11 protein-coding genes are annotated in these 13,401 nt (G+C 70.2%); 9 read left to right on the top strand and 2 right to left on the bottom strand.

Translation table 11 applies throughout. From position 1 onward, the window contains the following. Positions 1 to 16 precede the first annotated feature (16 nt). The 4 genes from coaBC (at position 17) to Microterr_RS04375 (ending at position 5,904) form a co-directional block, all read left to right on the top strand. Positions 17 to 1,291 carry a bifunctional phosphopantothenoylcysteine decarboxylase/phosphopantothenate--cysteine ligase CoaBC gene (gene coaBC, locus Microterr_RS04360; protein ID WP_263795925.1) on the top strand — a complete coding sequence of 425 codons (1,275 nt, stop codon included), beginning with the start codon at positions 17 to 19 and terminating at the stop codon, positions 1,289 to 1,291. 220 nt (positions 1,292 to 1,511) lie between these two features. Then, entirely contained in the window at positions 1,512 to 3,674 is a 2,163-nt protein-coding gene (locus Microterr_RS04365) for a DEAD/DEAH box helicase (protein ID WP_263795924.1), read from the top strand. 21 nt (positions 3,675 to 3,695) lie between these two features. Further along, complete coding sequence (locus tag Microterr_RS04370; RefSeq protein WP_263795923.1) at positions 3,696 to 4,784, top strand: serine/threonine-protein kinase; 1,089 nt, start codon at positions 3,696 to 3,698, stop codon at positions 4,782 to 4,784. A 91-nt stretch (positions 4,785 to 4,875) separates the two neighbouring features. Next, positions 4,876 to 5,904 carry a 6-phosphofructokinase gene (locus Microterr_RS04375; protein WP_263795922.1) on the top strand — a complete coding sequence of 343 codons (1,029 nt, stop codon included), beginning with the start codon at positions 4,876 to 4,878 and terminating at the stop codon, positions 5,902 to 5,904. A 124-nt stretch (positions 5,905 to 6,028) separates the two neighbouring features. On the opposite strand, the gene Microterr_RS04380 is transcribed toward Microterr_RS04375, so the two are convergent. Then, complete coding sequence (locus Microterr_RS04380) at positions 6,029 to 6,319, bottom strand: endonuclease domain-containing protein (RefSeq protein ID WP_263795921.1); 291 nt, start codon at positions 6,317 to 6,319, stop codon at positions 6,029 to 6,031. A gap of 77 nt (positions 6,320 to 6,396) precedes the next feature. Continuing rightward, the gene (locus tag Microterr_RS04385) at positions 6,397 to 8,505 is read right to left on the bottom strand and encodes a S9 family peptidase (RefSeq protein ID WP_263795920.1); all 2,109 of its coding nucleotides are present in this window, start codon (positions 8,503 to 8,505) and stop codon (positions 6,397 to 6,399) included. Between the two features lie 184 nt (positions 8,506 to 8,689). On the opposite strand from Microterr_RS04385, the gene Microterr_RS04390 reads away from it, so the two are divergent. The 5 genes from Microterr_RS04390 (at position 8,690) to Microterr_RS04410 (ending at position 13,370) form a co-directional block, all read left to right on the top strand. Next, positions 8,690 to 9,973 carry an inorganic phosphate transporter gene (locus tag Microterr_RS04390; protein WP_263795919.1) on the top strand — a complete coding sequence of 428 codons (1,284 nt, stop codon included), beginning with the start codon at positions 8,690 to 8,692 and terminating at the stop codon, positions 9,971 to 9,973. Next, entirely contained in the window at positions 9,970 to 10,302 is a 333-nt protein-coding gene (locus Microterr_RS04395) for a peptidase (protein WP_263795918.1), read from the top strand. The genes Microterr_RS04390 and Microterr_RS04395 overlap by 4 nt, the downstream gene beginning before the upstream one ends. A 30-nt stretch (positions 10,303 to 10,332) precedes the next feature. Further along, positions 10,333 to 11,238 (top strand): phosphodiesterase, encoded by a 906-nt coding sequence (locus Microterr_RS04400; protein WP_263795917.1) that lies wholly within the window; start codon positions 10,333 to 10,335, stop codon positions 11,236 to 11,238. Positions 11,239 to 11,356: 118 nt separating this feature from the next. Continuing rightward, complete coding sequence (locus Microterr_RS04405) at positions 11,357 to 12,820, top strand: aspartate ammonia-lyase (RefSeq protein ID WP_263795916.1); 1,464 nt, start codon at positions 11,357 to 11,359, stop codon at positions 12,818 to 12,820. An 85-nt stretch (positions 12,821 to 12,905) separates the two neighbouring features. After that, positions 12,906 to 13,370, top strand: coding sequence for a DUF4190 domain-containing protein (locus Microterr_RS04410; protein WP_263795915.1), 465 nt, complete (start codon positions 12,906 to 12,908; stop codon positions 13,368 to 13,370). Positions 13,371 to 13,401: the final 31 nt, after the last annotated feature.

Genomic DNA, 13,401 nt, shown 5'->3' on the forward strand with positions numbered 1-13,401 from the left:
CTGCCAAGATCGGATGATGTTCGTCGTCGTGGGTGTGACGGGCGGCATCGCCGCCTACAAGTCCGTGCAGCTCGTCCGACTCCTCGTGCGGGACGGACACGAGGTGCATGTCGTCCCGACCGCGGACGCCCTGCGCTTCGTCGGCCTGCCGACCTGGGAGGCGATCAGCCGCAATCCGGTGACCACCACGGTTCACGAGGACGTCGCCCGGGTGCGGCACGTCGCGCTCGGCCAGGCGGCCGACCTCGTCATCGTGGCGCCGGCGACGGCGAACTCGCTGGCGAAGATGGCCGCAGGCCTCGCAGACGATCTGCTCGGCACAACCCTACTCGCCACCACCGCCCCGGTCGTCGTGGCGCCCGCGATGCACACCGAGATGTGGCGGCATCCGGCGACCCAGCACAACATCGCGACGCTGAAGTCCCGCGGCGTGCACGTGGTCGGCCCTGACGACGGGGCGCTCACCGGTGACGACAGCGGGCTCGGACGCATGACGGAGCCGGAGGCGATCCTGGCGGCGGCGCTGGCAGTGGTCGAGGACGACGGTGCCGCGGAGGGCGATGCCGCGGACGACGATGCCGCGCGGCCGGTGGTGCGCCGCCACGACCTCATGGGGCTGTCGGTCGTCGTCAGCGCAGGCGGCACCCGCGAGCCGATCGACCCGGTGCGCTTCATCGGCAACCGCTCCAGCGGCAAGCAGGGCGTGGCCCTCGCTGTCGCTGCGGCCGAGCGGGGTGCTGACGTCATCCTGATCGCGGCGCACGTCGACGCCGAGGTGCTCGCCGACGCGCTCGCGCACCCCGCCGTGCGCATCGAGCGGGCGGGAACGACGGACGATCTCGCCGACGCCGTGCAGACCGCGGCGGTCTCTGCGGATGTGGTCGTGATGGCAGCCGCCGTGGCCGACTACCGCGTCGCCGGCATCTCGGACCGCAAGATCACGAAGGACTCGGCCGAGTCGACGACCCGGACCCTGGAACTCGTCGAGAACGTCGACATCCTCGCTGCACTGTGCCGGCAGCGCCGCCCCGGGCAGCTGATCGTCGGCTTCGCCGCCGAGACGCCCGCCGAGGGGGAGTCGCTGGCCGAACGCGCCCGCCGCAAGGTGCTGCGCAAGGACGCCGACCTGCTCGCCGCGAACGAGGTCGGGTGGACCCAGGGCTTCGAAGCAGACGAGAACGCGCTCGTCATCGTGGATCGCGCAGGCGACGTCGTCGCCGAGCCGCACGGGACGAAGCGCGAGGTCGCCGAGGCGGTCTGGGACGCCGTGCTGAGCATCCACACGCCCTGACGCGGGCCTGATTCCCGCGGGGGCGGCCGTTATGCCGCTAGGATGAAACGGACGTTCCGCTCCCGACGTCGCAGCTCGCAGAAGCGAGTGCCCGCGGCCGGAGGCGGAACAGCCCCTTCCGCGTCAGTGACGGCGACCTGCCGCCCGCGGATGCACCACGACCAGACCGGCTCCGACCGGTCATCGCCGGAGCCATCCGGCACTCACGCTCAGGAGGAGCATGCCGACTACGGCATCCGCCGCTCAGAAGACGGCGAATCAGCGACGCAGGAAGACGTCGCCGGCGCGGCGCGACGACGAAGCGCCCGTCATCCCGATCCTCGCCCGCAAGGTGCGCGAGGTCGAGGCGAAGGCGCAGCGCGGCAAGCTCGGCCCCACGAACCGCGTCAAGTTCCAGGTGATCGCGTTCCTCGTCCGCGAGGAGCGTGCGCGCGTCAAGGCCGACACCGACCTCACCGACGCCTCGCGCGCCGAACTGCTCAAGCGCCTCGACGGCGTTGCGACGATCCTGGCGAAGACCGCAGCCCGCGACACATCGCTGATCCAGCTGCTCGAGGTCGACCAGGCCACATCGCCCGTCGCCAAGCGCATGCGCCGCGACTGGCTGCTCGAGTCGGGCGCCGAGCTCGCGCCCGACGAGCTGATCATCACCGACGTCGCCCCCAAGGTCACCTCGGTCGTGCCCGAGGCGCTCGCCGAGCGCCAGGTGCACCCGCCTCAGGTCGAGGCCCGCCGTGAATCCAACCCGTTCCTGGCTCCCGACCTGTCGGCCCGCGCCCCGAAGGAGACGCCGCGCCGCCGCCTCGACGGCTGGGAGCTGATGGGTCCGCTGTACAAGGCGTTCGAGACCGGTGCCGGCGGTGGTGCCGCCACCATGCCCCTGCCGGAGGTGCCCGAGTTCGATCGGCTCTCGCCCAAGGGCCTCGAGATCATGCCGCACCAGTCGCGGTTCCTCGAGGCGGTGCGCGAGGGTCACCGCTCGTTCCTGCTCGCCGACGAGCCCGGCCTGGGCAAGACCGCCGAGTCGGTGCTGGCAGCATCCGTCGCGAACGCGTATCCGCTGCTGGCCGTCGTGCCCAACGTCGTGAAGATGAACTGGGCGCGCGAGGTCGAGCGCTGGACGCCGCAGCGGCGCGCCACGGTCATCACCGGTGACGGTGAGGACATCGACGCCTTCGCCGACGTGTTCATCGTCAACTACGAGATCCTCGACCGCCACCTGTCGTGGCTCGGCTCGATCGGCCTCAAGGGCATGGTCGTCGACGAGGCGCACTTCATCAAGAACCTCACCTCGCAGCGCTCGCAGAACGTGCTGGCGCTCGCGACGCGCATCCGCGAGCAGGTGCGCGACCCGCTCCTCCTGGCCCTCACCGGCACGCCGCTGATCAACGACGTCGAGGACTTCGACGCGATCTGGCGGTTCCTCGGGTGGACGAACGGCGAGAAGCCGGGCCCCGCGCTGATGGAGAAGCTCGACCAGACCGGCCTCACGCCCGCAGACAAGGCGTTCTACCCCGAAGCCCGCGGAGCCGTCATCTCGATGGGCATCGTTCGACGCAAGAAGAAGGATGTCGCCGCCGACCTGCCCGACAAGCTCATCGCCGACCTGCCGGTCGAGCTGGACGACGAGTTCGGCCGCTCCATCCGCCAGGCCGAGCGCGAGCTCGGCGAGCGTCTGGCGGCGAAGTACCGCCGGATCATCGACGCTCGCGGAGACCGCGGACTGGAGCCGGGGGAGATCGACGCCGACATCGTGCGGCTCGTCGCCCAGAACGAGCTCGAGGAGTCGAAGGCCGCCGGAACCGGCGCCGACAACGTCTTCACGATGGTGCGCAAGATCGGCCAGGCCAAGGCGACGCTCGCTGCCGACTACGCGGTGCAGCTGCAGCGCTCGGTCGACAAGGTCGTCTTCTTCGCCAAGCACATCGACGTCATGGACACCGCAGAGGCGCACTTCGCCGCGGCGGGACTCCGCACGGTGTCGCTGCGCGGAGACCAGACCACGGCGGCCCGCCAGCAGGCGATCGACGCGTTCAACTCCGACCCCGGCGTCGCGATCGCGGTCTGCTCGCTCACCGCCGCCGGTGTCGGCGTGAACATGCAGGCCTCGTCGAACGTCGTGCTCGCGGAGCTGTCGTGGACTGCTGCCGAGCAGACCCAGGCCATCGACCGCGTCCACCGCATCGGGCAGGACGAGCCGGTCACGGCATGGCGCATCATCGCCGCGCACACGATCGACACCAAGATCGCGGAGCTCATCGACTCGAAGCAGGGGCTCGCCCAGCGCGCGCTCGACGGCGACGCCGTCGACCCGCAGTCCAGCGACTCGGTGCAGCTGTCCGCCCTGATGCATCTGCTGCGGCAGGCCCTCGGCGGCGAATAGGCCTCTCGCTAGGGTGGCCGGATGGCCATCGATCCACAGACGCTGCTCACCGGACCCCGGGGGCGGCGTCTGTGTCTCGAGTACCTCGTGGCCTCGGCGCGCGAGGCGGGGACGCCGGAGGGCGAAGCCGCCGCGACCGCGATCTTCTGGGCGGCGCACCAGCTCGATCCGAACCCGGGCACGCTGATGAGGATCGGCGACGACGACGGCTCGTTCGTGGAGCCGGTCGTGAGCGCGACGGACGTCGCCGAGGCGCTGGCGGGTGTCGAGCCGGCGGAACCCACGGCAGGGTCCCTGCGCGAAGCTCTCGCGGCTTCCGCGGACAGCGCGAGGTACTGGCAGGAGCCGGACGGGGAGGACGCGCTGGCGGCCTCCGCCGAGCTCCGCCCCGCGCTGGACGGCGTCGCGAGCGCGATCGCCGCGTCACCGCACGCGGCGTGGTGGGACAGCCCCGTCGATCCTGAAGACCAATGGAGCGTGCCCTGGGACGGGGACGCCACCCTGCCTTCGGGCCGCGACGCCGTCCTGCGCACGTGGCGCGAAGCCACGGTCGCCGAGGAGATCCGGGCGGAGCGGGAGCGCTCGGCAGATCCGACGGAGAACTGGACGGGCGAGTGGTGGTCGATGCCGCCCGCCTGGTTCGTCCACACCACGCGCTCGCTCGGCGAGGCGGGCCCGGCCGGGCTGTGGTTCGTCGAGGACGGAACGGGGTGGGAGACGGCGGTCGCGACTCCGGTCGACGCGGTCCCCGCGCGGGTGATCGAGATCGACGGCCCGGATGCCTGGATCGAGCTGTGCCGCCGGCATCCGCTCGTCGTCACCGCATCCCGCCGTCATGACTGGTACCGCGCGACAGGTCGCGCCGGGGAGTGGGTCGTGCCCGACTGGTCGAAGGTGGCGGAGGAGGCGGATGCGGTGCACCTGAGCGTCCAGGGCTACCTCTCCACCGCGGGGCGCGCGATCGACATCGGCGAGGGCAAGGCGAGCGTCCTGGCCGGCTGGAGCCCGGATGCGACCTACTGGTTCGCCGGCACCAGCGCTCGGCCGGCTGACGCCAGGTCCTGGCAGCTCGTCGACGACAGGTGGGTACCGGCTGTCGTCGACGAGTGAGAGAGCCGTGTGGCCGCGGCGGTGCCTCCGGCGATAGTGTCGGACGTGGCGACGTCGCCGGCCACCGATTCCCACACGAAGGACCCTTGCTATGAAGATCGGAATCCTCACCAGCGGCGGCGATTGCCCGGGACTGAACGCGGTGATCCGCGGCGTCGTGCTGAAGGGGAGCACGACCTACGATCTGGAGTTCGTCGGCATCAAGGACGGCTGGCGCGGCGTCGTCGACGGCGACTTCTTCCCGCTCACCCGCCACGAGGTCAAGGGCCTGTCGAAGGTCGGCGGCACGATCCTCGGCACGAGCCGCACCAACCCGTACGAGGGTCCGCGCGGCGGCGCCGAGAACATCGCCAAGACGCTGTACGGCCACCGCATCGACGGCATCATCGCGATCGGGGGCGAGGGCACGCTGGCCGCGGCCAACCGTCTCGCCAACGACGGCATCAACGTGCTCGGCGTGCCGAAGACGATCGACAACGACCTGCGGGCGACGGACTACTCGTTCGGATTCGACACCGCGCTGAACATCGCGAGCGAGGCGATGGACCGCCTCCGCACGACCGGCGACTCGCACCAGCGCTGCATGGTCGCCGAGGTCATGGGACGCCACGTCGGGTGGATCGCGCTGCACGCGGGCATCGCCGCCGGCGCGCACGTCATCTGCATCCCTGAGGTGCCCCTGTCGCTCGACGAGATCGCGGATCAGGTCACCCGTGCCCACGACCGCGGCCGTGCGCCCCTCGTGGTCGTGTCGGAAGGGTTCACGCTCAAGGGCATGGACGAGGCCTTCAGTGACAAGGGGCTCGACGCCTTCAACCGTCCGCGTCTGGGCGGGATCAGCGAGGTGCTCGCTCCCGAGATCGAGCGGATCACCGGCATCGAGACCCGGGCCACCGTCCTCGGCCACATCCAGCGCGGTGGCTCGCCGTCGGCGTTCGACCGCGTGCTCGCCACCCGTCTCGGCCTGCACGCCGCGGATGCGGTCGTCGAGGGCGCCTGGGGCCAGATGGTGTCGCTGAAGGGCACCGACATCGTGCGCGTGCCGTTCGCCGAAGCACTGGGCGAGCTCAACACGGTCCCGCAGTACCGCTACGACGAGGCCGCCGCGCTCTTCGGCTGATCCCGCGAGCCCGGGCGGGACGTTGGCGCGGTTGCCGCAGCATCCGCCGCTCGCTCGCTGTCGAAAACACCTGTTCTGGCGGACGCAGGACGATGGATGCTGCGAACGTCCTGTTCTGGCCGGATCACGTGTTCTGGAGTGACCGTCGACCGCTGCCCAGGCGCCGATGCGCGCCCTGCGCCATCGCGGTGCGGATGGTGTCGAGTACGTGATCCCACTGGAACAGCACCTGGTGGAAGTCGAAGCGCAGCACGACGTATCCGAGCGCGACGAGGCGGGCATCCGCCTCGATGTCGCGGCGGCGATCGGCGGCGCTGCTGTGGTGCGCGAATCCGTCCAGCTGGATCGCGAGCGAGTCTCCGTCGGCCGGAACACCTGTTCTGGCGCACGCAGGACGATGGATGCCGTCAGCCACCTGTCTCCGCCAGAACAGGTGTTCTGGCGCACCGGGAGAGCCACCGGAGCCTGCCCGGCGGACGTGCCGCAGCCTGCTCAGTCGGCCACGCCGAGGGTGTCCAGCAGCCACGCGAGCTCGAACGCGCGCTCGCGCCACGCGTTGTAGCGTCCGCTGACGCCACCGTGGCCGGCGACCATCTCGCACTTCAGCAGCGCGTCCGCGCCGACCTCGCGCAGGCGCGCCACCCACTTCGCCGGCTCCACGTACAGCACCCGCGTGTCGTTGAGCGAGGTCACCGCGAGGATCTTCGGGTAGGTGACGCCGTCGCGCACGTTCTCGTAGGGCGTGTAGGTCTTCATGTACGCGTACACGTCGGCGTCGTGCAGCGGGTCGCCCCATTCGTCCCACTCGATGACCGTGAGCGGCAGCGAGGGGTCGAGGATCGTCGTGAGGGCGTCGACGAACGGCACGTCCGCGACGATCCCGGCGAACAGCTCGGGGGCGAGGTTGGCCACGGCGCCCATCAGCAGACCGCCCGCTGAGCCGCCTTCGGCCACCATCCGGTCCGGCGAGGTGTAGCCCTCCGCCACGAGGTGCCTGGCCGCATCCACGAAGTCCGTGAACGTGTTGCGCTTGGCCTGCAGCTTGCCGTCCTCGTACCACTGCCGGCCCATCTCGCCGCCACCGCGCACGTGCGCGACAGCGAAGATCACGCCGCGGTCGAGCTCGGACAGCCGCGGCACCGAGAAGCCAGGGTCGATCGAGTGCTCGTAGGAGCCGTAGCCGTACAGGTGCAGCGGACGCGGCGCCTCGCCGGCCTCGCCGAACGAGCGCTTCCAGACCAGCGACACCGGGATCTGCGTGCCGTCCTGCGCCGTCGCCCACACCCGCGCCTGCGCGTAGTCGGCCGGCTCGTAGCCGCCGAGCACCGGCTGCCGCTTGCGCAGCAGCAGCTCGCCGGTGGCGACCTCGTAGTCGTAGACGGTGCCGGGGGTGATGAACGACCCGAACCCGAGCCGGATGAGCGGTGGCGCCCACTCCGGGTTGCCGCCCATGCCGACCGCGTACAGCGGCTCGTCGAAGGCGAGCTCGGTGATGGCCGACGTCGCATAGTCGAGCAGCCCGAGCTGCTCCAGGCCGTCGCGCCGGTAGCCGATCACGCCACGGTCGCGGAACGTCGAGACGCCGAGCAGGCGCTGACCCGGCTGGTGGGCGACGACGACCTGCCGCTCGCCTTCGGGGTCGGATGCGGAGACCCGCACGAGTTCGAAGTCCAGTGCGTCGTCGTTGTGCAGCACGAACAGCACGTCCTCGCCGTCGATGACGGCGTGGGACACCGAGTACTCCACGCCCTCCTGCCTCGGCCACACCACCCGCGGTGCGGAGCGGAGGTCGTCGGCGTCCACCAGCCACTCCTCGGTGGTGATCGAGGAGCCCATGCCGATCACCAGGAACCGGTCACTGCGCGTGAAGTCGGCGCCGACCCAGTAGCGCTCATCGGGCTCGTGGAACAGCGTGACGTCGTCGGCGACCGGGGTGCCCAGCTCGTGCAGCCAGACGGTGTCGGGCCGCCACGCGTCGTCGACGGTCGTGTAGACGATGTGCCGGCCGTCGGGGGAGAAGGTCGCCCCGGCGAAGGTGCCGGGGATCTCGTCGGGAAGCGTCTCACCCGTCACCAGGTCGCGCACACGCACGGTGTAGCGCTCGTCGCCGGCGACGTCGACGCCGAACAGCATCCGGTTCCCGTCGTTCGTCACCTCGAAGCTGCCCAGTGAGAAGAACTCGTTCCCCTCGGCCTCGATGTTGCCGTCGAGGAGGATCTGCTCGCCGGGGACCTCCGCGTCCGCCGATAGCTCGGGAGGCGTCCAGTCGTCGGGCGAAGCCAGCGGCGCGCGGCACTGGATGCCGTACTGCTGGCCCTCGACCGTGCGGCCGTAGTACCACCAGTCGCCCCGCCTGGTCGGGACGGACAGGTCGGATTCGAGCGTGCGGCCCTTGATCTCGTCGAAGATGCGACCCCGCAGGCCCGCCAGATGCGCCGTGCGCGCTTCGGTGTAGGCGTTCTCCGCCTCGAGGTGGGCGGTCACCGCCGGGTCGTCCTTGGCGCGCAGCCACTCGTAGCGGTCCTCGACGTCGTCGCCGTGGTGCGATCGGACGGACGGACGGGCCTCGGCCACGGGTGCGGCGATGTTCTCGATGGTCACGTCTCCACGGTAGTCGCACGCCCCCGCGGTACCGGCCGCGGATCGTCGGGTCAAGTTGACCGAGCAGAGCCTAGGTGTAAGGATTCTCGTGGTCGATGTCTCGACCCTGAATTCTCGGTGAACTGTTCGTTCGTCACGCCGATCACGTCGGCACCTCCACCACACCCCTCACGGAAAGCGAACAGTGGATTCCGCAGTCCTGATTGTCCTGCTGATCGTCGGACTGGCGCTGTTCTTCGACTTCACGAACGGCTTCCACGACACGGCCAATGCGATGGCCACGCCGATCGCCACCGGCGCTTTGAAGCCCAAGGTCGCCGTGCTGCTCGCCGCCGGCCTGAACCTCGTCGGCGCCTTCCTGTCGACCGAGGTCTCGAAGACGATCTCGCACGGCATCATCCGCGAGGATCAGCTCACCGCACAGACCGCCGGCGACGTCCCGCTGATGCTGCCGATCATCTTCGCCGGCCTGATCGGCGCCATCACCTGGAACATGCTCACGTGGCTCCTCGGCCTCCCGTCGAGCTCGTCCCACGCCCTCTTCGGCGGTCTCATCGGCGCCACTCTGGTCGGCGCGAGCGCCGCAGCGATCGACTTCGGCGAGGTGCTCAGCAAGGTGGTGCTGCCCGCGCTCATCGCGCCGTTCACCGCCGGGGTGATCGCGTTCGTCGCGACCAAGCTCGCCTACGCCCTCACGCGGCGGTACGACGGCAAGCCGGACGGTCGCGACGGGTTCCGCTGGGGGCAGATCTTCACCTCGTCCCTCGTGGCACTGGCGCACGGCACGAACGACGCCCAGAAGACGATGGGCGTGATCACCCTCACCCTGATCGTCGCCGGCTTCCAGGACGTCGACCAGGCAGACCCGCAGACGTGGGTGATCTTCGCGTGCGCGATCACGATCGCCCTCGGCACGTACATGGGCGGCTGGCGCATCATCCGCACCCTCGGCAAGGGGCTCACCGACGTGAAGCCGGCCCAGGGCTTCTCCGCCGAGGCGTCCACGGCATCCACGATCCTCGCCTCCAGTGCGTTCGGCTTCGCGCTGTCGACGACGCAGGTCGCCTCGGGCTCGGTGATCGGATCGGGTCTCGGGCGACGCGGCTCGACGGTCCGCTGGCGCACGGTCGGCCGCATCGCGGTCGGATGGCTGCTCACCTTGCCCGCGGCGGGTGCGGTCGGTGGGCTCGCCTCCCTGATGGTCGTCTGGCTCGGCGGATGGGGAGTCGCCATCGATGCGGTCCTCGCCGCCATCGTCATCACGACGATCTTCGCTCTCTCGCGCCGCGACGAGGTCACCGCGAGCAACGCCATGAGCGAGGTGGCCGACTCGGGTCACGCCGTCAACGTCAAGCGCAACCCGCCGCCCACGCGGCGCAGCCGGGTGGCCGCCCGCAACGCCCGGGAGCTCGCCGAGCGCGAGAAGTCCGAGCGATCCGAGAGCGATACGAAGGGGACGTCGAAATGACCATCGAGATCGACTGGTTCGCCTTCGTCCAGGTGTTCGTCGCCGCGTTGCTGGCCTCTGTGCTCGTCGTCGGGTTCTACGCGCTCGGTCTGCGCCTGCTCGTGCGCGCGGGTCGCGTGCCCGTGGTCGTGCCCGCGGACTTCACGGATGCCATCACGGTGATCAGCGAGAAGGCGGCGAAGCGCGCAGAGAAGGCCGCGCGCAAGGCCGCCAAGAAGAATCCGCTCACCGACGCGCAGAAGAACGTCGCCCGGGTCGGCGCCTACGCCTCGTTCACGCTGTGCGCGCTCGCGGTGCTGGGCGGTCTGCTCCTCATCCTCTTCGGATGAGCGTCGGCGGCCGGCCATAGGCTGGGTGGCATGGATGCTGCATCCCCTCGCTTCGGGCAGTACCCGCCCGCGCGGCGCACGCTGCTGCATCTCAGCGACACGCACCTGCTCGCCGGCGACGTCGCCCTGGGCGGCCGCTACGACACCATCGCGAACCTCCGCCGCACCCTCGAGGCCGTTGAGCGCCTCGAGCTGCGCCCCGACGCGATCGTCTTCACCGGCGACCTGACCGACCTCGGCGAACCGGAGGCGTACGCGGCGCTCCGGGCCATGGTCGAGCCGCTCGCAGAGCGTCTCGGCGCGCCGCTCGTGTGGGTCGCGGGCAATCACGACGAGCGCCCGGCGCTGCGCAGCGCCCTGCTCGGCCTCGACGCGACCGAGCAGCCGGTCACCTCCGTGCACGACCTCGGCGGCCTCCGGCTCATCGCCCTCGACTCCACGGTGCCCGGCTGGCATCACGGCGACATCGACGCCGCGCAGCGGGAGTGGCTGCGCGCGCAGCTGGCGACCCCCGCGCCGCTCGGCACCATCCTCGCCCTGCACCATCCGCCGCTGCCGAGCCACATCCCGTTCTTCGACATCCTCGAGCTGCGCGACCAGGCCGGGTTCGCCGAGGTGATCGCGGGCACCGACGTGCGCGCCATCCTGGCCGGACACCTGCACTACTCCACGAGCGGCACGTTCGAGGGAGTGCCGGTCAGCGTCGCGGCCGCCACCTGCTACACGATGGACGTCTCGCTGCCCGCGCAGCGGGTGAACGGGATGGACGCGGGTCAGTCGTTCCACCTGGTGCACGTCTACGACGACACCATCACGCACGCCGTCGTCCCCGTCGTCGACGCCCCCGCTGCCGATTTCTTCTCCCCCGAATGGGTGGCGCGGATGGCCGCCCTCGGCCCGGAGGAGCGGCTCGAGGCGTTCTCCCGCAAGCGCTGACGCGACGGCCACTCCGGGGGCTCTCGGTGTACACCGCGTCCATGCTGGCGGTCAGGGTCGCGGGTTAGGCTCGGGGCATCTTCACACCGTCGTGATCGACCCACAAGGACTCCACGCCATGGCTGCACCCACCACCCGCACCGAGACCGATTCGCTGGGATCCCTTGAGATCCCCGCCGATGCCTATTGGGGCATCCACACCGCCCGCGCACTGGAGAACTTCCCGATCTCCCTCCGGCCCATCTCGGTCTACGCCGACCTGATCAAGGCGCTCGCCATGGTCAAGCAGGCCTCGGCGCGCGCCAACAGGGAGATCGGCGTCCTCGACCATGAGCGGGCCGATCTCATCGACCGTGCCGCCCAGCTCGTCATCGACGGGGGATACCACGACCAGTTCATCGTCGGCGTCATCCAGGGCGGCGCCGGCACCTCGACCAACATGAACGCGAACGAGGTCATCACCAACGTCGCACTCGAGCTCGCCGGCCGAGAGAAGGGCGACTACGCCTTCCTGTCGCCGATCGACCACACGAATCGCTCGCAGTCGACGAACGACGTGTACCCCACCGCGGTCAAGATCGGCCTGAGCCTGGACCTGCAGACGCTGCTGGAGGAGCTCGACCTGCTGCGGCAGTCGTTCCTGGCCAAGGCGGTCGAGTTCCACGACATCCTCAAGATCGGCCGCACGCAGCTGCAGGATGCGGTGCCGATGACCCTCGGGCAGGAGTTCCACGGCTTCGCCACCACCCTCGGCTACGACCACCAGCGCCTCACCGAGAACCGCTACCTCCTCTACGAGGTCAACATGGGCGCCACCGCGATCGGCACGGGCATCACGACGCACTCCGGCTACGCACCCGCGGTGCTGCGGCACCTGCGCGAGATCACCGGCCTCGATCTGGCGACTGCCGACGACCTGGTGGAGTCCACCAGCGACACCGGCTCGTTCATGTCGTTCTCCGCGTCGCTCAAGCGCAATGCGATCAAGCTGTCGAAGATCTGCAACGACCTGCGCCTGCTCTCGAGCGGCCCGCAGGCCGGCTTCGGCGAGATCAACCTCCCGGCCAGGCAGGCCGGCTCGAGCATCATGCCCGGCAAGGTCAACCCCGTCGTGCCCGAGGTCGTCAACCAGGTCGCGTTCGCGGTGGCCGGAGCGGACCTGACGGTGACGATGGCGGTGGAGGGCGGCCAGCTGCAGCTGAACGCCTTCGAGCCGGTGATCGCGCACTCGATCTTCCAGTCGATCACCTGGATGCGGCGTGCCATGCGCACGCTGCGGGTGAACTGCGTCGACGGCATCACCGCGAACCGGGCGCGCCTCGGCGCGATGGTGGGCTCGTCGGTCGGAGTGGTCACCGCCCTCACGCCGTTCATCGGCTACGCGGAGTCGGCGGCACTCGCCAAGACGGCGCTGCTGACCGGGCGCAACGTCGCCGACCTCGTCGTCGAGGCAGGGCTCATGTCGCGCGAGGAGGTCACCAAGCAGCTCTCGCCCGCGCGACTGTCCGGACTGGAGACGATCACCTCGTCCATTCCGATCGTGCAGCCGGCGGAGAACGTGGTGCCGCCGGTCGGAGGCTGAGGCTGCGTGTTGCCCGCGGCGCGTGTTGCCCGCGGCGCGTGCCGCCCGCTAGGTTCGAGCAGACCCCCCGACGAGAGGACAGCTCATGACCGACCCGCAGAACCCGAGCGGTGAACCGACGCCGCCGCCGCCGGCGTACGTCGCGCCGCCGGAGCCGAACGTCTACACGCACCCCGCCTACCCGGCTGCCCCTCCCGGAGCGTACGGCCAGGCTCCCGTGGGTGAGCGGCCGGGGCGCACGATGGGCATCGTCGCCTTCATCCTGTCGTTCTTCGTGCAGCTGGTCGCGCTCATCCTCGGCATCGTGGCGCTCGTCCAGAGCCGCAAGGCCGGACAGAAGAACGGCTTCGCGGTCGCCGCGATCATCATCAGCTCCGTGCTGATCGTCGTCGGCATCATCGTCACGATCGCGCTGATCAGCTTCTTCGCGACGCAGGGCGGGGATCTCGTGAACCAGATCAACGCATGCATCGAGGACCCGTCCGGCTCCGTCGTGTACAACGGCATCACCATGTCCTGCCAGGAGCTCCTCGAGCAGTCGAACCCCTGACACGCGGACGTAGGCGAAGGCGCGGGCCCCG

The sequence above is a fragment of the Microbacterium terricola genome (genome assembly GCF_027943945.1).
GTDB lineage: Bacteria > Actinomycetota > Actinomycetes > Actinomycetales > Microbacteriaceae > Microbacterium > Microbacterium terricola.